The 25,729-nt window shown below is 35.9% G+C and carries 25 protein-coding genes; 21 read left to right on the forward strand and 4 right to left on the reverse strand.

The annotated features are described in order from the left end of the window. Positions 1–81: 81 nt before the first annotated feature. Entirely contained in the window at positions 82–2,514 is a 2,433-nt protein-coding gene (locus tag ACU1LP_RS13860) for an outer membrane beta-barrel protein (RefSeq protein ID WP_445736553.1), read from the forward strand. On the opposite strand, the gene ACU1LP_RS13865 is transcribed toward ACU1LP_RS13860, so the two are convergent. The 4 genes from ACU1LP_RS13865 to porX form a co-directional block, all read right to left on the reverse strand. Further along, positions 2,511–3,035, reverse strand: a complete 525-nt coding sequence (locus ACU1LP_RS13865; protein WP_445736554.1) for a hypothetical protein — start codon at positions 3,033–3,035, stop codon at positions 2,511–2,513. The two genes, ACU1LP_RS13860 and ACU1LP_RS13865, sit on opposite strands and share 4 nt — an antisense overlap. Beyond that, positions 3,004–3,141, reverse strand: coding sequence for a hypothetical protein (locus ACU1LP_RS13870; RefSeq protein WP_445736555.1), 138 nt, complete (start codon positions 3,139–3,141; stop codon positions 3,004–3,006). The genes ACU1LP_RS13865 and ACU1LP_RS13870 overlap by 32 nt, the downstream gene beginning before the upstream one ends. Positions 3,142–3,339: 198 nt before the next feature. Further along, positions 3,340–3,744 carry a tRNA (adenosine(37)-N6)-threonylcarbamoyltransferase complex ATPase subunit type 1 TsaE gene (gene tsaE, locus ACU1LP_RS13875; RefSeq protein WP_445736556.1) on the reverse strand — a complete coding sequence of 135 codons (405 nt, stop codon included), beginning with the start codon at positions 3,742–3,744 and terminating at the stop codon, positions 3,340–3,342. Between the two features lie 90 nt (positions 3,745–3,834). Then, positions 3,835–5,388, reverse strand: a complete 1,554-nt coding sequence (gene porX, locus ACU1LP_RS13880; RefSeq protein ID WP_445736557.1) for a T9SS response regulator signal transducer PorX — start codon at positions 5,386–5,388, stop codon at positions 3,835–3,837. A gap of 260 nt (positions 5,389–5,648) precedes the next feature. Between porX and ACU1LP_RS13885 the strand changes: the two genes are divergently transcribed. The 20 genes from ACU1LP_RS13885 to hisIE all read left to right on the forward strand — a co-directional run bounded on the left by ACU1LP_RS13885 (position 5,649) and on the right by hisIE (position 25,534). After that, the gene (locus tag ACU1LP_RS13885) at positions 5,649–6,869 is read left to right on the forward strand and encodes an HD domain-containing protein (protein ID WP_445736558.1); all 1,221 of its coding nucleotides are present in this window, start codon (positions 5,649–5,651) and stop codon (positions 6,867–6,869) included. A gap of 89 nt (positions 6,870–6,958) precedes the next feature. Beyond that, positions 6,959–7,981, forward strand: coding sequence for a UDP-3-O-(3-hydroxymyristoyl)glucosamine N-acyltransferase (gene lpxD, locus ACU1LP_RS13890; protein ID WP_445736559.1), 1,023 nt, complete (start codon positions 6,959–6,961; stop codon positions 7,979–7,981). Continuing rightward, positions 7,972–9,378: a bifunctional UDP-3-O-[3-hydroxymyristoyl] N-acetylglucosamine deacetylase/3-hydroxyacyl-ACP dehydratase gene (locus ACU1LP_RS13895; protein WP_445736560.1), complete on the forward strand. Its 1,407-nt coding sequence runs from the start codon at positions 7,972–7,974 to the stop codon at positions 9,376–9,378. The genes lpxD and ACU1LP_RS13895 overlap by 10 nt, the downstream gene beginning before the upstream one ends. A 297-nt stretch (positions 9,379–9,675) precedes the next feature. Beyond that, positions 9,676–10,461 (forward strand): acyl-ACP--UDP-N-acetylglucosamine O-acyltransferase, encoded by a 786-nt coding sequence (gene lpxA, locus ACU1LP_RS13900; RefSeq protein ID WP_445736561.1) that lies wholly within the window; start codon positions 9,676–9,678, stop codon positions 10,459–10,461. 84 nt (positions 10,462–10,545) lie between these two features. Continuing rightward, positions 10,546–11,112 carry an elongation factor P gene (efp, locus tag ACU1LP_RS13905; RefSeq protein ID WP_445733314.1) on the forward strand — a complete coding sequence of 189 codons (567 nt, stop codon included), beginning with the start codon at positions 10,546–10,548 and terminating at the stop codon, positions 11,110–11,112. Positions 11,113–11,203: 91 nt separating this feature from the next. Then, the gene (locus ACU1LP_RS13910) at positions 11,204–12,142 is read left to right on the forward strand and encodes a UDP-3-O-(3-hydroxymyristoyl)glucosamine N-acyltransferase (protein WP_445736562.1); all 939 of its coding nucleotides are present in this window, start codon (positions 11,204–11,206) and stop codon (positions 12,140–12,142) included. Between the two features lie 86 nt (positions 12,143–12,228). Then, positions 12,229–13,101, forward strand: a complete 873-nt coding sequence (sucD, locus tag ACU1LP_RS13915) for a succinate--CoA ligase subunit alpha (RefSeq protein ID WP_445733216.1) — start codon at positions 12,229–12,231, stop codon at positions 13,099–13,101. 160 nt (positions 13,102–13,261) lie between these two features. Then, the gene (gene fabG, locus ACU1LP_RS13920) at positions 13,262–14,008 is read left to right on the forward strand and encodes a 3-oxoacyl-[acyl-carrier-protein] reductase (protein WP_445736563.1); all 747 of its coding nucleotides are present in this window, start codon (positions 13,262–13,264) and stop codon (positions 14,006–14,008) included. 145 nt (positions 14,009–14,153) lie between these two features. Continuing rightward, positions 14,154–16,091: a VWA domain-containing protein gene (locus tag ACU1LP_RS13925; protein ID WP_445736564.1), complete on the forward strand. Its 1,938-nt coding sequence runs from the start codon at positions 14,154–14,156 to the stop codon at positions 16,089–16,091. Positions 16,092–16,104: 13 nt separating this feature from the next. After that, complete coding sequence (locus ACU1LP_RS13930; protein WP_445733116.1) at positions 16,105–16,920, forward strand: prohibitin family protein; 816 nt, start codon at positions 16,105–16,107, stop codon at positions 16,918–16,920. Positions 16,921–17,252: 332 nt separating this feature from the next. Continuing rightward, the gene (gene hisG, locus ACU1LP_RS13935; RefSeq protein ID WP_445736565.1) at positions 17,253–18,110 is read left to right on the forward strand and encodes an ATP phosphoribosyltransferase; all 858 of its coding nucleotides are present in this window, start codon (positions 17,253–17,255) and stop codon (positions 18,108–18,110) included. An 88-nt stretch (positions 18,111–18,198) separates the two neighbouring features. Further along, the gene (locus ACU1LP_RS13940; RefSeq protein ID WP_445736566.1) at positions 18,199–18,627 is read left to right on the forward strand and encodes a GNAT family N-acetyltransferase; all 429 of its coding nucleotides are present in this window, start codon (positions 18,199–18,201) and stop codon (positions 18,625–18,627) included. Positions 18,628–18,683: 56 nt separating this feature from the next. Beyond that, positions 18,684–19,967: a histidinol dehydrogenase gene (gene hisD, locus ACU1LP_RS13945; RefSeq protein ID WP_445736567.1), complete on the forward strand. Its 1,284-nt coding sequence runs from the start codon at positions 18,684–18,686 to the stop codon at positions 19,965–19,967. Between the two features lie 52 nt (positions 19,968–20,019). Then, a complete protein-coding gene (gene hisC, locus ACU1LP_RS13950) occupies positions 20,020–21,075 on the forward strand; it encodes a histidinol-phosphate transaminase (RefSeq protein WP_445736568.1) in 1,056 nt (351 codons plus the stop codon). Between the two features lie 28 nt (positions 21,076–21,103). Then, positions 21,104–22,237, forward strand: coding sequence for a bifunctional histidinol-phosphatase/imidazoleglycerol-phosphate dehydratase HisB (gene hisB, locus ACU1LP_RS13955; RefSeq protein WP_445736569.1), 1,134 nt, complete (start codon positions 21,104–21,106; stop codon positions 22,235–22,237). 68 nt (positions 22,238–22,305) lie between these two features. Then, complete coding sequence (hisH, locus tag ACU1LP_RS13960) at positions 22,306–22,887, forward strand: imidazole glycerol phosphate synthase subunit HisH (RefSeq protein WP_445736570.1); 582 nt, start codon at positions 22,306–22,308, stop codon at positions 22,885–22,887. Positions 22,888–22,936: 49 nt separating this feature from the next. Continuing rightward, positions 22,937–23,212, forward strand: coding sequence for a GIY-YIG nuclease family protein (locus ACU1LP_RS13965; protein ID WP_445736571.1), 276 nt, complete (start codon positions 22,937–22,939; stop codon positions 23,210–23,212). Between the two features lie 44 nt (positions 23,213–23,256). Then, entirely contained in the window at positions 23,257–23,991 is a 735-nt protein-coding gene (gene hisA / locus ACU1LP_RS13970; RefSeq protein ID WP_445736572.1) for a 1-(5-phosphoribosyl)-5-[(5-phosphoribosylamino)methylideneamino]imidazole-4-carboxamide isomerase, read from the forward strand. A gap of 113 nt (positions 23,992–24,104) precedes the next feature. Next, positions 24,105–24,860 carry an imidazole glycerol phosphate synthase subunit HisF gene (hisF, locus tag ACU1LP_RS13975; RefSeq protein ID WP_445736573.1) on the forward strand — a complete coding sequence of 252 codons (756 nt, stop codon included), beginning with the start codon at positions 24,105–24,107 and terminating at the stop codon, positions 24,858–24,860. A 47-nt stretch (positions 24,861–24,907) separates the two neighbouring features. Then, positions 24,908–25,534 carry a bifunctional phosphoribosyl-AMP cyclohydrolase/phosphoribosyl-ATP diphosphatase HisIE gene (hisIE, locus tag ACU1LP_RS13980; RefSeq protein ID WP_445736574.1) on the forward strand — a complete coding sequence of 209 codons (627 nt, stop codon included), beginning with the start codon at positions 24,908–24,910 and terminating at the stop codon, positions 25,532–25,534. Positions 25,535–25,729: the final 195 nt, after the last annotated feature.

Raw genomic sequence — 25,729 nt, forward strand, 5'->3', positions numbered from 1 at the left:
CGAAATAACTTTAAAACAAATAAGGAATAAGCATATAAAGATTTAAATTAATTCTTTAAGTTTGTATATATAAACACATATATGTTTAGATTCATATCCTCTTTTTTTTTATTTCTTGTTTCGGTATCAGCGGTAGCGCAAAGTTTTGTTTTAGATGGTTTGGTGGTTGACGAAAACAATCGTCCCATAGCTTTTTCGAATGTGGTTTTGTACCACGCAGATGGTTTGATTATTGCTGATGGCACCACGACAAACGATGAAGGTGTTTTTAAATTCGAAAAGTTAAAAGCCAATAACTATATTTTAAAAATAAGCTATTTGGGCTTTGGGGAAAGCAGCATGAACGTCTCCATTTTGAAAAATACAAACATGGGGCTTATTGTTCTTAAAGAAAAATTACAAGATTTAGATGGTGTTACCATTGTAGCAAAACGGCCTACGGTAACACGTATGGTGGACCGATTGGTTTTTAATGTGGAAAATTCAACGCTTTCAAACAACAATGTACTGGATGTTTTAAAGCATACGCCCGGGGTGTTGGTCCAAGACGGTGCTATTACCGTAAAAAGCAAAGTGCCAACCGTTTATATAAACGACAAAAAAGTACAATTATCGGCCAACGACATACAACAACTTTTGGAAGGAACATCGGCTACCAATATAAAATCCATAGAGGTTATAACAAACCCACCTGCTAAATATGAAGCCGAAGGGGGCGCGGTGCTTAATATTGTTACCAGCAAAAACATCATAGCAGGTTATAACGGAAGTGTTTTTGGGAATTACAAACAGGGGAGTGCATACCCAAAATATTCCCTTGGAACCAGTCATTTTTTTAAAACCGATAAATTAAATACGTATTTAAATTATAGCATCAACCCAAGAAAGGATTACAGGCACAATAACGAGTTTATAAATTTTATTGAAAACAATCAAACAAGATCCAGTTGGGAAACAGATTTTAAAAGGACCCGGGAAACTTCAAACCAAAACATCAATGCCAATATTGATTACCAACTAAATACTAATAATAGCATTGGGTTTTCTACAAGCATGTTGATTTCTCCCAGAGAAAACACCAAAACAGTTGCAAACTCTTTGACCGAGGTTTTTAATGCCAGTAGTGTTTTGGATTCTACATTTAATACCAATAATAGTTCGGTTGACGAGACTTTCAATGTAGCTTTTACTTTAGATTATATCCATAAGTTTAAGAAAGAAGGCGAAAAACTATTGCTGAGTGCACATCATACCAATTATGCTTTTTCAAGTTTTCAAGATGTAAACACCGGTTATTTTTTGCCCAACGAAAATACAGCATTTAGAAACAATAACTTTCAAACATTTTCAGGTCAAAAAATAAAGCTATACACTGGACAATTGGATTATGAATTGCCAATTAGTGCATCTGCTCATTTTGAAACGGGATTGAAAGTGTCCCATATAAATTCTGAAAGCGTTCTTGATCAATTTATATTTGAAAATGGTATAAAAACTGAAGACTTAGAAAATTCAGATGTTTTTTTATATGATGAAATCAATTATGCCGCCTATTCCAGTTATTCAAAAGATTGGGAACATTGGAGTTTTAAATTAGGACTAAGAACGGAATACACCGATATTAAGGGAAACTCCTTATCAACAAATACCGACAGTAACAACGATTATGTTAAGTTTTTCCCGTCTTTTTATCTGTTAAATAGGCTGAACGCCAATAACGAAATTTATTTTAACTACAATAAACGTATTTACCGCCCCCGTTACAGTGAATTGAACCCATTTAAATATTTTCTGACCGATAAAGCTTATATAACAGGCGACCCCAATTTGAAACCGCAAATTGATGATTTGTTTACTTTGGGCTATACATTCAATAAAAATTACACATTTGAATTTTATTATAGATATGAAAATGACCCAACGCTTCAGTTTACCTACCAAGATAACGTTAACAACCTCTTGATACAAAAAAACACCAATACCGATGTGTCTATTTCGTACGGTTTGGATTTTACAACCTATACCAAATTACTGACACGTTGGAGCTTGTATGCGTTAACATCTTTTTTCTACTATAAAAATGATTTTTTCACGGTTGAAAATAATGGTAAATTATATAGTGCGGACAAATGGTCGGCATACGCTGAGATAATAAATTATTTCTATTTTTTAAAAGACAAGAGCCTAACATCTGATGTTTCATATACCTATATATCACCCATAAACAATGGGCCTACAGATTCGAGCACGAGATCTGGGTTGGATATTAATTTAAGAAAATCACTTTGGAACAATAACGGTGCCATCAGTATAGGGGTAACGGATATTTTTAATACTCAAAATTATAATACGGTTACCAGATATTTAAATCAGGATATTTATTCGAATTTAAAAAGGGAAAACAGATTGTTTGTATTTGGTTTTACCTATAAATTTGGAAATTCCAATTTAAAAAACAACCAGAAACAAATTGATTTGGAAGAGCGTGACCGATTGAACCCAAAAAACAATTAAAAATATTGCTTTATTTTATCCCAAAATGATTTTGGAGATAATTTAAATTCTTCTTCCAACTCTTCCAAAGATTTATCTACTGTATTTATTTTATTGAATATTCGGGCCCTTATTAAATATATAGAAGGTATTATAACAGCCATTATAGGGATCAAATACATCAATTGATTTGAATCAAAAAACTGTATATCCTTATTTATGGAATCGAACGTTTGATAGGAGTACATGGCAATTGGAACTAAAAGTACATGATACCACCAATGGCGGCAGGTAAAAAACCAAATAAATAATAGATATAAAGGGATTAACTTACCAGTCAAAACCCACATAGCAACATTTGCACCATCAAAATAACCACTATCATATGTAAATAAAAAAGTGTTCCAAACTCTTGTTTCTGGAACACTTTCATATAGATAAAACAAATAAGGGGTAATAGCGATTAATGTAGCAATAATACTACCAAAAACTATATTCCGACTTATTTTTTTAGTCTGAAATTTTGACTTTTGTTTTGTCAACTTTGATTGTTGTGGTTCCATCTAGGTTATATGCATTTACTGCTTGAGCCGTAAACAACATGCCTCCGAAAATCGCCATTGCGATTAAATACTTTTTAGTTTTCATTTTATAAGGGATTTAATTAATTAATTACCTCAAATGTAACTAAAGACTATACTGAAGGAAGTGCTTAAATGTTAAAATAATGTTAAAAACCCGTTTTTTAAAATTTCCTGCTGTGGGTTTCCCGTAATACTTCAATGTTTAGAGCTTTTTTGTTGTCTATCTTACTTGTTTTTATGTTTTTACTGATGATTTTTTTATTTATTTCAGTGTCAAAATTCTGTTTTTTTTAGAATCCAATTCCAAATGTACCACGTTAAAAGGATCCATTAAAATGCTCTCAATTACCTCCGGCCATTCAATCAAGATCCAATGGCCGGAATCCAGATAATCCTCGATCCCAAAGTTATAGGCTTCCTCCATGTTCTTGATCCGATACAGATCAAAATGGTAAATCTTATCATTCCCTAACCCATATTCGTTTACTATTGAAAAGGTTGGGCTGCTCACTTCGTCTTTACACCCCAGTGCTTTTACCAAGGCCTTAACTAAAGTGGTTTTACCAACACCCATGTTTCCATAGAGCAAAATTGTTTTAGTGCTGAGTTGCCCTATGAGTTGGTTTGCAACCACTTCCACGTTTTTTAACTGATAATTTATTTCCAACCGACAGCAATTAATGGACAATATTACTAATAAAATATGATAAAAACTAATAAAAAGTGTATTTTACCGATGTTTTTGGTATTATGTAGATTATTTTGGATTAAAAACCACAAACGGAATGATCATTTCTTCAAGCGAAACCCCTCCATGTTGGTAGGTGTTCCTAAAATAACCCACGTAATGGTTATAGTTATTTGGATAGGCAAAAAACAGGTCGCTTTTTGCAAAAATATAAGAGCTGCTCATATTAATAGAAGGCAAGTGCACTTCCTTGGGGTCTTTAAAAACCAAAACTTCCTTGCTTTCATAGGTTAAGCTACGGCCAGTTTTATAACGCAGATTTAAACTGGTATCTCTGTCACCTATAACTTTTGATGGGTTTTTCACATTGATGGTCCCATGGTCGGTGGTCAGAATAAGTTTAAAACCTAGTTGTTGTGCCTGTTGTATCATTTCCAACAAGGGGGAGTTTTTAAACCAACTCAAAGTTAAGGATCGGTACGCTTTATCATTGGATGCCAATTCCTTAACAACTTCCATTTCGGTTTTTGCATGCGAAAGCATATCGACAAAATTATAGACTATAACCGATAAATCGTTGTTTTTTAGTGTCTTAAAGTTCTCAACAAGCTTTTTTCCAGCTTTTAGATTGGTTATTTTATGAAATTCATAGCTAAAATTGTTTATCCCAAGACGTTTCATTTGGGTTTCTAAAAAATCGGCTTCATGCAAATTTTTACCCCCTTCGTCTGTATCATTTTTCCAATATTGCGGAAAAAGTTTTTCCATATCACTGGGCATCAATCCAGAAAAAATGGCATTTCTGGCATATTGGGTCGCCGTTGGTAAAATACTGTAAAAGGCCTCTTCTTTTTCTTTTTTATAATGGTTGTTTATTATGGGCTCAAAAACTTTCCATTGGTCGTAGCGCAAATTATCAACAACAATCAGTAGGGTAGGCTGCTCTTTACTAAGTTCTGGTGCAATTTTTTCTTTAAAAAGGGTGTGCGACATGATGGGGGCATCCGTTTTATGCTCAAACCATTTCGCATAGTTTTTTTCAATAAACTTCCCAAACTGGATGTTGGCTTCCGTTTTTTGGGATTCCAAAATCTCAAACATACCGGCATCTTCAATATCTTCCAACTGGATTTCCCAATAGATCAATTTTTGGTACAAACTGATCCATTCTTCATACGAATTTACCATAGACAGATCCATGGCTATTTTTCTAAATTCCTGCTGGTAGTTTGAGGTTGTTTTTTCTGAAACCAATCGGGAGTGGTCCAAATTCTTTTTTAAGCTTAATAGAATCTGGTTGGGGTTTACGGGTTTTATAAGGTAATCGGCTATTTTATTGCCAATGGCTTCTTCCATAATGTATTCCTCCTCACTTTTGGTAATCATGACCACGGGAAGGTTATCTTGCTTTTCCTTTATTTCATTTAAAGTTTCAAGACCCGTAAGTCCCGGCATATTTTCATCCAAAAAAACAATATCGAAATTTTGGGCATCTAAAACTTCAAGGGCCTCCGTGCCACTTTTACAGGTGGTTACGCTATAATTACGCTGTTCTAAAAAAAGTATATGTGGTTTTAGCAAGTCAATTTCATCATCGACCCAAAGTATTTGTATGGTATTCATTAAAATATATTTAATAATCGTTAAAGGTAATTTGTTTTTTATATTGAACTGGTTTAAACTTTTCACATTTAAGCGAAAATTAGTCATTCTTTAACCAATTGAAGACTTTTTTGAGTTACATAGCAGAGCTATGGAAGGAAAAAAAGGCGAGAAGTGGGTGAAAAAGGTCAATTTTTTAGCAAATGGAAAAAGTTTAAAACAGTTCATTGTCTATTATATAGACATCATATAATTATATTTGTGTTTGTAAAAAATAAACTTTGAACAAACTTAAAATATTAAACGACCCAATTTACGGATTTATTACCATTCCAAATTCGCTCATCTTCGATTTGATACAGCACAAATACTTTCAGCGATTACGGAGAATTACCCAAATGGGGATGTCTTATTTGGTATATCCGGGGGCGCACCATACCAGGTTCCACCATGCCATTGGTTGTGTGCATTTAATGCAAAAAGCAGTGAATGTGCTTCGTTTTAAAGGGGTTGCGATTTCTGATGATGAAGAAACGGGACTGTATGTTGCCATTTTATTGCACGATATTGGCCATGGGCCTTTTTCCCATGCCATGGAACATAGCATAGCGGATGGGGTGTCGCACGAGCATATTTCATTGCTTTTTATGGAGCGTTTGAACAAAGAATTTAACGGAAGTTTAACGCTTGCCATCCAAATTTTCAAAGGCCAATACCCGCGAAAGTTTATGTGCGAACTTATTTCTGGGCAACTGGACATGGATAGGGCCGATTATTTAAAGCGCGATAGTTTTTATACAGGTGTGGCAGAAGGCAATATAAATAGCGAACGTTTAATAACGATGCTGCATGTGGTTGATGATGGTTTAGTGGTTGAGGAAAAGGGCATTTACAGTGTTGAAAAGTTTATTATTGCCAGACGCTTAATGTATTGGCAAGTGTATTTGCATAAAACAGGACTGGCCGCTGAACAATTACTGATCAGGGTTTTACAGCGCGCAAAGGAACTGCACGATAAGGGGCACAAACTACAGGCAAGCAAGCCTTTGCTGTATTTTTTGGAAAACAAAATTTCATTAAAAGAGTTTAATGATGATACTTTGGATGTTTTTGCCGAATTGGACGATTTTGATATTATCTCGGCCATGAAACACTGGCAGCATGATTCAGACTTTGTGCTCAGCAATTTAAGCGACATGATTATCAATAGAAATTTATTGACAATCAAGTTGAGGAAAAAAGCCATTCAGGACCAAGCCTTGGAAAAACATATTTTGACGCTAATGCACAAGTACAATATCAGCAGAAGCGAAGCGCAATATTTTGTGTTTTCCGGTAGTATTTCAAACCAAGCCTATCAAGAAAAAACCAAGACCATAAACATTTTGCATAAGTCGGGAAAGATTGAGGATATTGTAAAGGCATCGGACCAACTTAATTTAAAAGCACTATCAAAAACGGTCACTAAATATTATATATGTTACCCAAAAGAAAAACTTTAAGACATTTTTTCTATTTTTGCACATTGAACTGGTTCAATCCAAAAAGTTTAAACCAGTTCATTAGATAAAAAAACAACAAACATTAAAGTGTGAAATTTACAGCCGAACAAATAGCAGGGATACTGGAAGGCGATGTAGTTGGAGACCCAAATGCTGAAGTATGGAAACTTTCTAAAATAGAAGAGGGCTTTGATGGTTCTTTAACTTTTTTGGCAAACCCAAAATACACACCTTATATATATAGCACCAAAGCATCTGTTACTATTGTAAATAAATCTTTTCTGCATGATGATGATATTAAAACCACGCTTATAAAAGTGGAAGATGCTTATTTGGCCTTTTCAAAAATACTTGAATATTACAATTCCATTAAACTCAATAAATCCGGTATAGAGCAACCTTCCTTTGTTTCAGAAAGTTCCCAATATGGAGACCATGTTTACATAGGTGCTTTTACATATATTGGAGATCAGGTTAAAATGGGCGATAATGTCAAGATTTTCCCTAATACCTATATAGGTGATAACTGCGTTATTGGAAACAATACGATTATTTATTCTGGAGCAAGAATATATTCAGAAACCATTATTGGCAATGATTGTGTTATAAATTCCGGCGTTATTATAGGCGCCGATGGGTTTGGTTTTGCCCCAAATGAAAATGGGGGTTACAATAAAATTGCACAAATAGGGAATGTTATTATAGAAGATAATGTAGATATTGGGGCAGCCACTACCATAGATAGGGCAACACTGGGCTCTACCATTATACACTCAGGCGTTAAGTTGGATAACCACATACAAATTGCACACAATGTCATCATTGGTAAAAATACGGTAATTGCAGCTCAAACGGGAATAGCAGGTTCCTCAAAAATTGGCAGCAATTGCCAAATTGGAGGTCAAGTAGGTATAGCGGGGCATATCACTATTGGTAACAATGTGAAAATCCAGGCGCAGTCTGGGATTGCTCGAAATGTAAAAGATTTTGAAGTGCTTCAAGGTTCACCAGCCATAGCATTATCCGATTATAATAAATCTTACGTTCATTTTAAGAACTTACCCAAAATTGTTAAAAATATAACTGATTTAGAAAAAAATAAATGGGAATAGTAAATACTGAAATAAAGCAAAAAACTATTGGGAAAGAGGTTTCTTTAACAGGCGTGGGTTTACACACAGGAAAAAATGTTACCTTAACATTTAAGCCTGCTGAAGCCAATAGCGGACTAGCGTTTAGGCGTATGGATTTAGAAGGCATGCCCATTATAGAGGCCGATGCCAATTATGTAACCAATACGCAACGTGGTACTTGTTTGGAAAAAAATGGGGTCATTATTCAAACCTCAGAGCATGTACTGGCTGCTTTAGTTGGGTTGGATGTTGATAACGCCATTATTGAACTGAATGCATCAGAACCGCCAATAATGGATGGGTCTTCCAAGTTTTTTGTTGAGGCCATTGAAAAAGCAGGCGTTATTGAGCTTGAGGATTTTAGGGAAGAGTACGTTATTACAGATGTGATTTCTTATACAGATGAAGAAACTGGCAGTGAAATTTTAGTGATGCCCGCTAAGGAATACCAAATCACCACGATGGTCGATTTTGGCACCAAAGTTTTAGGAACACAGAACGCCACATTAAACCAGATATCCGATTTTAAAGATCAAATCTCCAATGCCAGAACCTTTAGTTTTTTGCATGAAATTGAAATGCTGTTGCAAAATGGATTGATTAAAGGAGGTGATTTAAACAATGCCATTGTGTATGTGGACAAACCTTTATCGGCAGAAACCATGGAAAAACTGCGGGTAGCCTTTAAAAAAGATTCCATTGCGGTAAAACCCAACGGTATTTTAGACAATCTGACGTTGCATTACCCAAATGAGGCCGCACGACATAAATTGTTGGATGTTTTAGGAGATTTAGCACTTATTGGTACAAGGATCCGTGGTAAAGTAATTGCAAACAAACCGGGCCATTTTGTAAACACACAATTTGCAAAAAAGCTTTCTAAGCTTATTAAGAACGACAGGCGTAACAACGTGCCCAATATAGATTTGAGCCAAACACCGCTTATGGATGTGAACCAAATCATGGCGATGTTACCGCATAGACAGCCGTTTTTATTGATAGATAAGGTTTTTGAACTTTCTGATGACCATGTTACGGCCATGAAAAACGTAACCATGAACGAGTCATTTTTTGCTGGTCATTTTCCGGGCGCACCTGTAATGCCGGGCGTTTTGATAGTGGAAGCAATGGCACAAACGGGTGGGATCTTAGTTTTAAACACCGTTCCAGATCCAGAGAACTACCTAACATTTTTCATGAAAATGGATAATGTGAAGTTTAAACAAAAAGTGGTTCCGGGCGATACGCTCATATTCAAATGTTCGTTAATCACACCCATCCGTCGTGGTATTTGCCACATGCAAGGCTATGCCTATGCCAATGGGAAACTGTGTGCGGAGGCGGAACTGATGGCTCAAATTTCTAAAGTGAAATAAATATAGTACCCTTTTAACCTGTTTTATTAAGTACATGACAAAAATTTATTAACATCAAATTATTAAAAAAAGCTCCTTAAATAATTCCTCCCCTTTCTTCAAGGGGAGGTGCCGATAGGCGGAGGGGTCAACTTTAATAGTTATTTTTATGATATAAGATTATTTTTGTCATGTACTAAACCTTTTTTATATCAATAAAAAATAAATGAACCGAGCAATAACTAAAATTTTCTGTGAAACGAAAACAGTATATTGCGAACACGTTTTTACCACTTTATCAAAATTAAAATCATAAAAATGAACCAACCGCTAGCTTATGTTCACCCAGGTGCCAAAATTGCAAAAAACGTTGTAATTGAGCCGTTTACAACCATTTATAACAATGTAACGATTGGCGAAGGTACTTGGATTGGGAGCAACGTTACCATTATGGAAGGTGCCCGAATAGGCAAAAACTGCAGTATTTTTCCAGGTTCTGTAATTTCCGCAGTGCCACAGGATTTAAAATATAATGATGAGGAAACCACAGTTGAAATAGGCGATAATGTAACCATCAGAGAGTGTGTTACCATAAACCGAGGTACGGCAGATAGAATGAAAACAGTTATTGGAAACAATTGTTTGATTATGGCGTATTGCCACGTGGCACACGATTGTATCATCGGTAATAACTGTATTTTTTCGAACAACAGTACGCTTGCAGGGCACATTACTATTGGCGATTACGTGGTTTTAGCGGGTATGACAGCGGTACATCAATTTGTTTCTGTTGGAAGTCATGCGTTTGTAACGGGCGGGTCTTTGGTCCGTAAGGATGTGCCGCCATTTGTAAAAGCAGCTCGTGAACCATTGTCTTATGTAGGAATTAATTCTGTTGGATTAAGAAGACGCGGATATTCAACCGAAAAAATCAGGGAAATACAAAATATCTATAGAATTCTTTATCAAAAAAATTATAATAACACGCAGGCTACAGAAATTATTGAAGCTGAAATGGAAGCTACTCCAGAGCGTGACGAAATACTTCAGTTTATAAAAGATTCCCAAAGAGGTATTATGAAAGGGTATTTTAAAGCAAATTAATTAAAAGATAAAAGAAAATAGAGGATAGAAAATAGACTTAATCTTAAAACTCTACAACTTAACAACAAACATCAAACAAAAAAAATGGCAACTACAAGTGATATTAGAAACGGATTATGTATTAGATATAATAATGATATTTATAAAATTATAGAATTTTTACACGTAAAACCAGGGAAAGGGCCTGCGTTTGTTAGAACGAAAATGAGAAGTGTATCCAACGGAAAAGTGTTGGACAATACGTTTTCTGCTGGACATAAATTAGAGGATGTGCGTGTTGAAACCCACAAATTTCAGTTTTTATACAATGATGGTGAGTTTTATCATTTTATGAATACGGAGGATTATACACAAATTCGTTTACTGGAAGCCGCTTTGGATAACCCAGGCTTAATGAAAGAAGGTGAGATAGTTACGGTAATTATTAATACCGAAGACAACATGCCACTTTCAGTAGAAATGCCTGCAAGCGTTATTTTAGAAGTTACGGCTACCGAGCCTGGTATAAAAGGAAATACCGCTACCAATGCAACAAAACCTGCCACCGTTGAAACGGGTGCTATTGTAAATGTGCCTCTTTTTATCAATGAAGGCGATAAAATTAAGGTAGAAACCGAGAAAGGCACGTATAAAGAGCGCGTTAAAGAATAATAAAAAGATAATAGTATAAAGTACTGAGTACAAAGACTCAATTAAACGATAGTCTTAATACTTGATACTTATTACTTAATACTTAATTGAAATGAAATTCCCAAACCCATATACCTTATTACAAATAGCAGAATTGATCAATTGCCAGTTTATAGGCGACGATAATTTTCCAGTATTGGGAATGAACGAAATCCATGTTGTTGAAGCAGGCGACATTGTTTTTGTGGACCATCCTAAGTATTACGATAAAGCTTTGAATTCCGCAGCAACCATCATATTGATTAATAAGGAAGTGGACTGTCCGGAAGGAAAAGGGTTGCTCATCAGCGACGACCCGTTTAGGGATTTCAATAAACTAACCAATCATTTTAAGCCATTTAAAGCGGCTACCAGTAGTATTTCAGATTCTGCGATAATCGGTGCCAACTCAGTCATACAACCTAATTGCTTTATTGGTCACCATGTTGTTATTGGCGAAAACTGCACCATTCATTCCAATGTGAGCATTTATGATGATACCGTTATTGGAAATAATGTGACGATTCACGCAGGCACTGTTTTAGGAGCCAACGCTTTTTATTATAAAAATAGGCCCGAAGGCTTTGATAGATTAAAATCTTGTGGACGCGTGGTTATTGAAGACCATGTGGATATTGGTGCCAATTGTACCATAGATAGGGGCGTAACGGGCGATACCACCATAAGGGAAGGCTCCAAATTGGATAATCAAATACAAATTGGGCATGATACTGTTATCGGTAAAAAATGCTTGATCGCTTCTCAGGTTGGTATTGCAGGTTGTGTGGTGGTAGAGGATGAAGTGACGTTTTGGGGACAAGTAGGGTGCACAAGTGGTGTTACCATTGGAAAAAAAGCGGTTCTATTGGCAAAATCCGGAATCAGTAAATCATTGGAAGGTGGCAAGAGTTATTTTGGCGTTCCTGCCGAAGACATTCGATTAAAATATAAGGAACTGGCTTCCATCCGTCAGATTCCAGAAGTATTGGAATTGCTGAAATCTAAAAAATAAATATAAAATGCCGTTTAAAATAGTTTCAAAAAAATTACTTTTGCACAGCTTTACCTAAGATGAGTTTTAAATAAAAAATATAAATAATGAGCGTTTTAGTAAATAAAAATTCAAAAATAATAGTCCAAGGCTTTACAGGAAGTGAAGGCACTTTTCACGCCACCCAAATGATTGAATATGGCACCAATGTGGTTGGCGGTGTTACACCCGGTAAAGGCGGTCAAACCCATTTGGACAGACCGGTGTTCGATACCGTGAAAGACGCCGTTGAAAAAGTGGGAGCAGACACCACCATTATTTTTGTGCCACCGGCTTTTGCTGCCGATGCCATTATGGAAGCCGCCGATGCGGGCATTAAAGTGATTATTACCATTACAGAAGGTATTCCCGTTTCTGATATGATTACGGCAGCAAGTTATATTAAAAATAAGGATTGCCGATTGATCGGTCCAAACTGCCCTGGTGTTATAACGCCTGGGGAAGCTAAAGTGGGCATCATGCCAGGGTTTGTGTTTAAAAAAGGAAAAGTGGGCATCGTTTCCAAGTCTGGAACATTAACTTATGAAGCTGCAGACCAAGTTGTTAAACAAGGCTTGGGAATTACAACCGCCATAGGTATTGGTGGCGACCCCATTATTGGGACGACTACTAAAGAAGCTGTTGAGCTGTTGATCAATGACCCCGAAACTGAAGCTGTTGTGATGATTGGAGAAATTGGAGGGCAATTGGAAGCAGATGCGGCCAATTGGTACAAAGCAAGCGGCAGCAAAAAGCCCATTGTAGGTTTTATAGCTGGCGAAACAGCTCCTGCTGGCCGTACTATGGGGCATGCTGGCGCGATTGTTGGCGGAAGTGATGATACGGCACAGGCTAAAAAGAAAATTATGAGGGCATGTGGTATTCACGTCGTGGATTCACCCGCAGAAATAGGTAAAAAAGTTAAAGAGGTTTTAGGATAAAATCTAAATATATTTGTAAAAACCTCGCAAGAATTTGTGAGGTTTTTTTATTTGAAACAACTTGTAATTAGTATATTTGGATTTACAACGATTAACCAACTAAAGGAACGAATCTATATTATCGATAATTTATGCATTCGTGACCATTAAAACATATCAGATGAAATTATTAGAAGGAAAAACGGCTATCATTACAGGTGCCAGTAGAGGTATAGGTAAAGGTATTGCGCAAGTATTTGCTGAACAAGGTGCTAATATTGCATTTACTTATAGCAGTTCTGTGGAAGCTGCGAATGAATTAGAAAAAGAGTTAAATGCCCAAGGTATCAAAGCAAAAGGCTACAAAAGTAACGCAGCTAGTTTTGATGAAGCACAAAAATTGGCGGACGACGTAGTTGCCGAATTTGGCGGTATCGATATTTTAGTTAACAATGCAGGCATTACAAAAGATAATTTGCTAATGCGCATGAACGAAGCGGATTTTGACACGGTTATTGAAGTGAATTTAAAATCGGTTTTCAATATGACCAAAGCGGTGCAAAGAACCATGCTCAAGCAGCGTAAAGGCTCTATCATCAATATGGGTTCGGTGGTCGGTGTAAAAGGCAATGCAGGCCAGACCAATTACGCCGCTTCCAAAGCTGGGATTATTGGTTTTTCTAAATCGGTTGCCTTGGAACTAGGTTCCAGAAACATAAGAAGCAACGTGGTGGCGCCCGGTTTTATTGAGACTGAAATGACCGCTAAATTAGACGAAGAAGTTGTAAAAGGATGGCGCGCAGGCATTCCTTTAAAACGAGGTGGCACCCCAGAAGATGTTGCCAATGTGTGTGTTTTTTTAGCGAGCGATATGAGTGCCTATGTAACTGGGCAAACACTGAACGTTGATGGCGGCATGCTTACCTAATTAAGATTTACGAATTATGATTTACGATTTTAGATTGTAAATCGTAAATCAAAAATCAAAAATCGTAAATCCATTGTACATCATACTAGCCGGAATATTAGCCTTATCACTAGCGCTTTTCCAGTATTTTAAGAATAAAAAAAGCATGTCCGCACTAAACATGCTTTTTTTGTTTTTAAGATTTATAACCATTTTCTCAATTTTAATATTGCTCATAAACCCTAAGTTTGAACAAATTAGTCTATCCATTGAAAAACCCAATTTGATTGTTGCGGTCGATAATTCCAATTCTATACTCCATCTCGGCCAAGAGGCAAAAGTTACTTCTTTGGTCGATAGATTAGCCAATGACAAAAAACTAAAGGAAAAATTCAATATTCAATTTTACACCTTTGGCGAACAATTAAAGGCATCGGACAGCATCACGTTTACCGAAAAACAAACCAATATAAATAATGCTTTCAACCAGCTGGCACAAATATATAGGCAATCCATTTCTCCAACTATTTTAATTACCGATGGCAACCAAACGTATGGAAGCGACTATTCATATACTAATTATAAACAGCCTATTTATCCCGTAATTTGTGGCGATACCATACAATATACGGACTTAAAAATAGAACAGCTTAACGTAAACAGGTATGCGTATTTAAAGAACCTATTTCCTATTGAGGCTATTTTAAATTATAATGGCGACTCTTCTGTAAGCTCTCGTTTTATTGTAGCCAATGGGAGTACTGTGGTCTATTCAGAAAATATAAGTTTTTCCAGAGAAAATAATTCAAAAATAATAAACTTCAATTTGCCGGCAAGTAGTGTTGGTGTGCATGTATATAAAGCGACTTTGGAACCTTTAAAAAGCGAAAAGAACACCATTAATAATTCCAAGAACTTCGCTGTAGAGGTTATGGATCAAAAAACCAAAATAGCATTGGTAACAGATTTTATCCATCCGGATTTGGGTGCTATCAAAAAGAGTATAGAAAGTAATGAACAGCGCTTTGTATCTATTTTGAATCCAAACGAAGTTTTAAATCAAATTAATGATTTTCAATTGGTTATATTGTATCAACCAAACAATAAGTTTAATAAATTATACGAATCGTTAAATTCAGAAAATAAAAATAGATTTACTGTTATCGGGACTAAATCCGATATAAACTTCCTAAATAAAATCAACCCAAGTTATTCGTATGAAATAACAAATCAATTAGAATCCTATCAAGCGGCATTGAACAAAAACTATGGGGCATTCTTAATAGATGATATGGATTTTGAATCTTTTCCACCGCTGAATTCACATTATGGATTGGCAACTTTTACTGTTCCGTTTGAAACTATTTTAAACAAAACCGTGAATAGGGTTTCTAAAAACAATCCCTTATTGGCAACTTTTGAAACGAACGGTAGGCGGGAAGCGGTATTGTTTGGCGAGAATATTTGGCAATGGCGCGCCCAGAGTTATTTAAACAACAAATCGTTCAACGCATTTGACGATTTTATAGGGAAACTCGTTCAGTATTTAGCAACAAACAAATTAAAAAGCAGGTTGAATATTGAATACGATTCATTTTATTATGGCAATGGCAATGTGATCATTAGAGCGGAATATTTCGATAAAAATTATGTTTTCGATGCTCGTGAAACCCTTAATATAGTGGTAAAAGACATAGTTTCAAACGAAACTAAAACCTTTCCGCTTATTTTAAAAAACACGAATTATCAAGTAGACCTAAGTAGTTTGCCACCTTCTGAATATCAATTCACGGTAAGCACTTCCAAAGAAAAAATAGCTTCTTCTGGAAGTTTTAAACTACTGGAATACAATGTGGAACAACAATTTTTGAATGCCGATGTTACAAAATTGCAACAATTGGCTACTAGCAGTAACGGCAAAAGTTATTTTATTGACAGTACCGAAAATATGGTAAATGATTTTTTAAGCGATAATCGGTATGTAACTATTCAAAAAAACAATAAAAATAGCTTACCTTTGATAGATTGGAATTATCTACTCATCATTATCGCTTTAAGTCTGTCTTTAGAGTGGTTTTTAAGAAAATATAACGGATTAATTTAAACAAAACAAATAAATGGAAAAATTACCAAAAATAGCATTGCCAGCAATAATTATTGCAATCATTTTAATTGTAGTATTCGCCAAATCGGCCGTAACCATAGGCTCTGGTGAAGCTGGGGTACTTTATAAAACTTTTGACAACGGGGTTGTAACAGATAAACCACCTTTAGGCGAAGGCTTTCATATTGTGGCGCCTTGGAATAAAGTGATTATTTACTCAGTACGTCAACAGGAACTTTTTGAGAAAATGAAAGTACTGTCCTCAAACGGATTGGAAATACAAATTGATGCCTCAGCTTGGTACCTGCCTGTGTATAAAGATTTAGGGAATTTGCACCAGACTTTAGGTGAAGACTACTTACAGCGCGTTATACAACCAGCCATCCGTAGTGCCGCGCGTAGTGTTGTTGGGCGCTATACGCCAGAACAGTTGTACTCTAGCAAGAGGGATGCTATCCAAGATGAAATATTTTTGGAAACCAAAAAGATTTTAGAAAAACAATACGTGCAATTAAACGAGATTTTAGTGCGCGATGTTACCTTACCGGGAACTATAAAGGATGCCATTGAGCGTAAATTGAAGCAAGAACAGGAATCGTTGGAATATGAGTTTAGATTGGTTACAGCAGCAAAAGAAGCTGAAAAAGTAATTATTGAGGCAGAAGGTAAAGCGGAGTCCAACAGAATATTAAGTGCCTCATTAACCGATAAAATCTTACAAGACAAAGGTATTGATGCAACCATTAAATTATCAGAATCACCAAATACCAAAGTCATTGTAATTGGTTCGGGAGATAGTGGCTTGCCGTTAATCTTAGGGAATAATTAAATAAAATAATTCAGAAATTTTAAATATATTTTAAAAACTAGTCAATTATTTTCAATTAAAAATACATAATATTCAATACGATTAAGTTTTGTTAAAATTATTTGGATTTATTGACTATAATTACTGATATTTGCACCAGTTAAAACAAAAAATGAGCTTTATACAATCACATCATCACCATTTTCAAATTTGCCCTCAAGCGAAGTGAAGATGTATTGAATAAAATCAACATATTTTTTAAACCCGTTTGAGACCATCAAGCGGGTTTTTTAATTCCCGTGAAAACGGGAATCTTTTATCCCGAAAACGGATAACCATTAAAATAATTAAAAATGAGTACGTTAAGAATTGCAGTGCAAAAAGCAGGTCGTTTACACGACGAATCCATGGAATTACTAAAAGATATCGGTATTTCCATTGATAACGGCATCGATCAATTAAAAGCTTCGGCAAGAAACTTTCCTGTGGAGGTTTTCTATCTTAGAAATGGCGATATTCCCCAATATTTGAAAGATGGCGTGGTTGATGCCGCCATTATTGGCGAAAATGTATTGATTGAAAAAGGTAGCGGCATCATTATAGCCGAAAAATTAGGTTTTTCTAGCTGTCGTGTTTGCATCGCCGTGCCAAAAACCATGGATTACAACAGTATTTCAGATTTAGAGGGTAAACGCATAGCAACATCATATCCAAACACGGTTCAAAATTATTTGGATGAAAACGGCATCAAGGCAAACCTTCACATTATTAACGGATCGGTAGAAATAGCGCCCAATATAGGTTTGGCCGATGCGATTGTTGATATTGTTTCCAGCGGAAGCACGCTGTTTAAAAACAATTTGAAAGAAGTGGAAATGATTTTAAAATCGGAAGCGGTTTTAGCGGTTTCGCCTATTTTGGATGATGGAAAGCAAGCTATTTTAAACACGATCCAGTTTAGGATCCAATCGGTTTTAAAAGGTAGAGGTTCTAAATATGTTTTATTGAACGCACCCAACGATAGAATACAGGCCATTATTAATGTGCTGCCCGGGATGAAGAGCCCAACGGTTTTACCTTTGGCGGAAGCGGGGTGGAGTTCGGTACATTCCGTAATCAGTAAAAACGAGTTTTGGGATGTGATTGATGAATTAAAAAAAAATGGCGCTCAAGGTATTTTGGTTTGTCCTATTGAGAAAATGGTACTTTAATCATTCCTGCGAAGGCAGGAATCCCATCATCGAAATACTTAAAGCTTTTAATTAAGTGGTTTTATTCAAAAAATGGTATTAATTTAAAATGACCGTAAAAGTAACTGACAAAATTGACCAAGAATCTTATGACAAAATTGTCCAATTACTCGTTGAATATAATTCAAGTAAAACACAACAGTTTGGAAATGAAATTAACAAACCGATTGAAATAATTGCCCGAAATGAAATGAATGAAATTGTTGGTGGACTTTATGGGCGTTCGCTTTGGGGAACATTAGAAATAAAAACTTTCGTTGTGAAAACCGAAAACAGAAACGAAGGAATTGGTCGTAAATTAATTAATGATGCGGAAAAAAAAGCTAAAAACCGGAATTGTAGATTTATTAGTTTGGACACTTTTTCATTCCAAGCACCTGAGTTTTATGAAAAACTCGGATTTAAAAAAATTGGAACCGAAACTGATTTCCCAAAAGGATTTGAAAAATATTATTATCGAAAAAAATTAGATGCTTAAAGCTAATATTTTCTATTTAAAAGATTCCCGCTTTTGCGGGAATAAAAAAAGTTAAGATGCAAATAATAAATAACCCAAATAAAAGTGATTGGTCGGGGATCTTAAAACGCCCCACGCAAACGGTGGACGATATTGAAGCCACGGTCAATCAAATTTTTGATGAAGTTCGTCAAAAAGGTGATGATGCCATTGCGAAATACACGTCGTATTTTGATGGAATTACTTTAAAATCAAGTGTTGTTACCAAAGAAGACATTCAGAATGCCATTAAAAATGTCCCCGAAAAACTTCAAAAGGCCATAAAATCCGCAAAAAAAAATATCGAGTTATTTCACGCTGCACAAAAAACGAGTAAAATAGAAGTTGAAACCACCAAAGGCGTAAAATGCTGGCAAGAAAAACGACCGATTCAAAAAGTAGGATTGTATATTCCAGGAGGCACGGCACCTTTGTTTTCAACAGTTTTAATGTTAGCAGTTCCTGCACAAATTGCGGGTTGTAAAGACATTGTATTATGTTCTCCACCAAATAACAATGGGGAATTAGCACCCGAAATTTTGTTTGCTGCCCAATTATGTGGCGTTACAAAAATTATTAAAGTGGGTGGTATTCAAGCCATTGCCGGTTTAACTTTTGGCACTAAAACGATTCCGCAGGTTTATAAAATTTTCGGACCGGGAAATCAGTTTGTAACGGTTGCAAAACAGTTGGCCACCAAACATGGTGTTGCCATTGATATGCCCGCAGGCCCTAGTGAATTGTTGGTGGTTGCAGATGAAATGGCAAACGTTTCCTATATTGCATCCGATTTGTTAAGTCAGGCAGAACATGGTACGGACAGTCAGGTTATTTTGGTGTCAACATCAAAGGAATTAACGCAATTGGTTTCAAAAGAAATTGAAAAGCAAATACGTGTACTTCCGCGTAAAGCGATAGCAGAAAAAGCGATAGCAAATTCAAAGCTTATTTATGTTGAAAACCACGATTTGGCACTACAATTAATAAATGAATACGGTCCCGAGCATTTTATAATCTGTACAAAAAACGAGGATTTTTATGTAGATGGCATTACCAATGCAGGTTCGGTTTTTATTGGTAATTACACCCCCGAAAGTGCGGGCGATTACGCATCAGGAACTAATCACACGCTACCAACCAATGGTTTTTCTAAAGCCTATTCGGGAGTTAATTTAGATAGCTTTTTAAAGAATATGACGTTTCAGAAAATAACTAAAGAAGGCTTGTTGAATATTGGGGAAACCATCGAATTGATGGCAGAAGCCGAAGGGTTGTACGCACATAAAAATGCGGTTTCCATTCGATTAAAGGATATAAAGTAATTTGTCATTTCCACGAAGGTGCAAATCTCATGAACCCAGTTCTAAGCTTATTATGAATACAGATTTCAATTTAAAAAATATAATCCGCCCCACCATTAAGGCTTTAAAGCCGTATTCATCCGCACGCGATGAATTTCAAGGTGTGACCGATAATATGGTGTTTTTGGATGCCAACGAAAATCCTTTTGAAAATGGTGTAAACCGTTATCCAGACCCGCAACAGGGGAAATTAAAGTCTGTTTTATCGGAAATCAAAAGCATTCCGACAAAAAATATTCTTTTAGGAAATGGTAGCGACGAAGTTTTAGACCTTATTTACAGAGCGTTTTGTGAGCCAAATCAGGATAACGCCATCATTTTACCACCAACTTACGGCATGTACGAGGTGCTCGCCAATTTGAATGCCATTGCTATTAAGAAAGTTAATTTAGATGCTGATTTTCAGCCAAAAGTGGAAACTATACTTGAAAGTGCCGATAGCAACAGTAAATTACTTTTTATTTGTTCGCCAAATAACCCGTCTGGAAATAGTTTTTCTTCTAAATCCATTGAGGAATTGGTGAGTAAATTTAAAGGCATTGTTGTGATTGATGAAGCTTACATCGATTTTTCAAAGGCGGTAAGTTGGATTTCAAAATTGGGGAATTATCCAAACTTAATAGTCACGCAAACCTTATCAAAAGCTTATGCCATGGCAGGAATACGTTTAGGAATTTGTTACGCTTCCGCGGAAATTATTAGCGTTTTAAACACCATTAAACCACCTTACAATATCAACGAACTGACACAGAAAAAAGCGATTGAGTTATTGGAGATTAAGGATTTAGCAAGTAACCAAATTAAAGACATTTTAAAAGAACGTGAGATCATGGTTTCTGAATTGGCTACCATTGATTATGTTTCAAAAATATACCCATCGGATGCTAATTTTGTATTGGTAAAAGTGGACGATGCCAATAAACGTTACAATCAACTGATTAAAAAAGGAATTGTTATAAGAAACAGAACCACCCAACCTGGTTGTGAAAACACCTTGCGGCTAACCGTTGGTACTTCCGAAGAAAATCGCATATTAATAAACGCATTAACAGACCTGTCAGGTTTTTAAAAACCTGACAGGTCTAAAACAGGAATTAATGAAAAAAGTTTTATTTATAGATAGAGACGGCACCATTATAAAAGAAACTGCCGACGAACAAATAGATTCTTTCGTGAAGCTGGAATTCTATCCAAAAGTATTTCAATACTTAGGCAAAATAGCCCAAGAGCTTAATTTTGAAATCGTGATGATTACCAATCAAGATGGATTGGGAACGGATGCGTTTCCAGAAGACACGTTTTGGCCCGTTCAAAATTTTATCATTAAAACCTTTGAACACCAAGGTATTATATTTGAAGAGCAATTTATTGATAGAACTTTTGCCATTGATAATGCCCCAACACGAAAACCAAACACTGGATTATTGACCAAATATTTTTCTGAGGATTACGATTTAGAAAATTCGTTTGTGATCGGCGATCGATTGACTGATATTCAATTAGCCAAAAATTTAGGCGCAAAAGGTATTTTTATTAATGATGAAACGCATTTAGGAACTCATGAGATTACCGTGAAACGTGAGGAATTGGATGCTTTTATTGCCTTAGAAACCAATGATTGGGAAAAAATATATACCTTTTTAAAAGCTGATGAGCGCACTGGGAAAATTGTTAGAAATACCAATGAGACCAAGATAGCCATTGCACTTAATTTAGATGGCACTGGAAAAAGTAATATTGATACGGGGCTTGCGTTTTTTGACCACATGTTGGACCAGATTGCACGCCACGGCCAATTGGATTTGGATATTAAAGTGGATGGCGATTTGGAAGTGGACGAACACCACACTATTGAAGATACCGCAATCGCCTTGGGCGAACTATTCAACACCACGTTAGGTAATAAATTGGGCATTGAGCGCTACGGGTTCTGCTTGCCAATGGACGATTGTTACGCACAAGCAGCGATTGATTTTGGAGGTAGAAATTGGTTGGTTTGGGAAGCCGATTTTAAACGCGAAATGGTCGGAAAAATGCCAACGGAAATGTTCTTTCACTTTTTTAAATCATTTACCGACGGTGCTAAGTGCAATTTGAATATTAAAGCGGAAGGCACCAATGAGCATCATAAAATAGAAGCTATTTTTAAAGCTTTTGCAAAAGCCATAAAAATGGCCGTTAAACGCGATGTGGAGAAAATGATTTTACCAAGTACGAAAGGAGTACTTTAAAATTTACAAATTCAGATTTTAGAATTACGAATTAAATCGTAAATCGTAAATCGTAAATCAAAAATAAATTGAAATTAATAATAATAAATTACGGTGCAGGAAATATAAAAAGCATTCAATTTGCTTTTAAACGCTTGGGGGTTGATGCCGTTTTATCAAAAAATCCTGAGGAAATTTTAGCGGCCGATAAAATTATTTTTCCAGGAGTAGGTGAGGCAAATAGTGCCATGAAGATGTTAAAAGAAACAGGATTAGATGCTTTAATTCCGCAGTTAAGACAACCCGTTTTGGGTATTTGTTTAGGAATGCAACTTCTTTGCGAACATACCGAAGAAGGCGACACACAAGGATTGGGTGTTTTTAAAACACAGGTTAAACGCTTTGATAATCATGTAAAAGTCCCACAAATGGGCTGGAACGTCATCAAAGAATTAAAATCGGAATTATTTAACGGTATTAAAGAAAATGAATACATGTATTTGATACACAGTTATTATGCTGAACATTGTAATGAAACCATTGCCACAACCGATTACGGGATCAATTACGCTTCGGCATTGCAACATAATAACTTTTATGGAGTTCAGTTTCACCCTGAAAAGAGTGGTACTGAAGGCGCAAAAATTTTAGGGAATTTTTTGCGCCTTTAGTGCCATTCTGAACTTGTTTCAGAATCTTTGAATTTAAATTGTCTTTATATTGAGTTATTATTGTTACATATTATCTGACAAAAATAGAGAATTTCTTTATGTTGGTTATTCTAATGATTTAAAAAAAAGAATTACCCAACATAAATCTGGAACCGGTGCAAATTTCACAAAAAAATATTTTGTTTTTGATTTGATTTATTTTGAAATATTTAATAATAGTAACTTAGCACGAAAAAGAGAGAAGCAATTAAAAAATTGGCACAAAGAATGGAAATGGAATTTGATAAAAAAGTCAAATCCCCAATTAAACATATTAGAAATATAACAAAGACCCTGAAATAAATTCAGGGTTGATTAACAAGTTAATCAATGAGAATAATTCCAGCCATAGATATCATTGACGGCAAATGTGTACGTTTAACCAAAGGTGATTACGGAACCAAAAAAATATACAGTGAAAGCCCTCTCGAAATTGCAAAAGCATTTGAAGGGTCGGGTATTGAATATTTACATTTAGTCGATTTAGATGGTGCGAAAGCAAAGCATATTGTCAATTATAGAGTATTGGAACAGATTTCATCAAAAACCAATCTGAAAATTGACTTTGGAGGTGGTTTAAAAACGAATGAAGATTTACACATCGCCTTTAATTCGGGTGCAAAACAGGTTACAGGCGGCAGCATTGCGGTTAAAGACCCAAACACTTTTGAAGGCTGGATTGCTAAATATGGTGCTGCTAAAATTATTTTGGGTGCTGATAGTGACCATGGAAAAATATCCATCAGTGGTTGGATGGAACAAAGTAAAGAAGACGTGATTCCTTTTATAAAATCCTATCAAAAAAAGAGCATTCAATACGTTATTTGTACCGATATTTCAAAAGATGGGATGCTCGAAGGCCCTTCTGTGGAACTGTATAAACAAATTATTTCGGAATGTAGCAACAGTAGCAACGACCAATCAATCAAATTAATAGCATCAGGAGGCATATCGTGTATTGACGAGCTCCCCATTTTAAAAGACATGGGGTGCGAAGGTGTCATCATCGGAAAAGCGATTTATGAAAACAGGATTACATTAAAACAATTGGAAAAGTTTGTTTAATTTATTGCTAAGCCAAATTGAATCGAAATGTCACACTGAGCTTGTCGAAGTGTCTCATTTGAATAATAAAAAATAATAAACAGATTCCTGCTTTCGCAGGAATGACAAAAAATATGTTAACAAAACGAATCATACCATGCTTGGACATTAAAGATGGACGCACCGTAAAAGGCATAAACTTTGTCGATTTACGTGATGCTGGCGACCCTGTGGAACTTGCTAAGCAATACGCCGATTTTGGCGCAGATGAATTAGTGTTTTTGGATATTTCAGCCACTTTGGAAGGAAGAGCCACCACTTTGGATATGGTTTTACATGTTGCAGAGCAAGTCAATATCCCTTTTACTGTTGGCGGCGGCATATCGTCAATTGAACATGTCGATGCGTTGTTAAAATGCGGTGCCGATAAAGTGTCTATTAATTCTTCCGCTGTAAAACGACCGGAATTGGTAAATGAATTATCGGAGAAATTTGGCAGTCAATGCGTAGTTGTAGCCATTGATGCTAAAGAAATTGATGGTGAATGGAAAGTACATTTAGCAGGTGGAAGCATCCCCACGGATATTGATTTGTTTGAATGGGCAAAGGAAGTTGAACAACGCGGTGCCGGAGAAATTTTATTTACGTCCATGAACCATGATGGCACTAAAAACGGTTTTGCAAATGAAGCTTTGGCTCGATTATCAGAAACATTGAATATTCCGATAATTGCTTCTGGTGGTGCTGGAAATGTGCAACATTTTGTCGATACCTTTAAAGAAGGAAAAGCAGATGCAGCTTTGGCGGCAAGTGTGTTTCATTACGGGGAAATCCCAATTCCGTTTTTGAAAAAAGAATTAAAAAAACATCATATTGAAGTGCGATTATAAAGCCCCCTAACCCCCAAAGGGGGAATTTATGCTCAATTAAATTAGCTATGGAAAACAAAAAAAATACAAATATTATTTCGCCCAATTGGGGTGAGTTAGAAGGGGCTTTAGTTCCCGCCATCATTCAAGACGCCACAACAAAAAACGTATTGATGTTGGGTTATATGAATGAAGAAGCCTTTCAAAAAACCATCAGCACAAAACAAGTTGCTTTTTACAGCAGAAGCAAAAAACGTTTGTGGACCAAAGGGGAAGAAAGTGGCCATTTTTTGAATTTGGTTGACATTAAAAATGATTGTGACAATGATACATTGTTAATCCAGGTAAACCCTGTTGGACACACTTGCCATACAGGAACGGATACGTGTTGGGGTGAAGAAAACCATTCAAATTTTGGTTTTTTCTCGACTTTAGAAAATGTGATTTCGGAACGTGTTGCAAATAAAGACACCAACAAATCGTATGTAGCCAGTTTATTTTCAAAAGGCATTAATAAAATTGCCCAAAAAGTAGGCGAGGAGGCCGTTGAAACCGTCATCGAAGCCATGGACAATAACGACGAGCTATTTTTATATGAGTCCGCGGATTTATTGTTTCATTATTTAATGCTCTTGCAAGCTAAAGGGTTTACTTTAAAGGATATTGAAAACGAATTAAAAAGTAGGCATAAATAACATAAACCACTATGGATTAGAAGTCTATAGGTTTGTTTAGCAGACTGAAAGTCTGCTTCGTGAAATTTGCGGAAAACAAATAAAACTATCACTACTAACCGACAAAACTGAAATTCCAACAATAAATCTCCTTTATCCCTTGCAAACACAAGGGTTGTTTTGAGAAACAAAAAACCCACCTCCCTATATTTCAGA

The sequence above is a fragment of the Mariniflexile sp. genome, assembly GCF_052728615.1.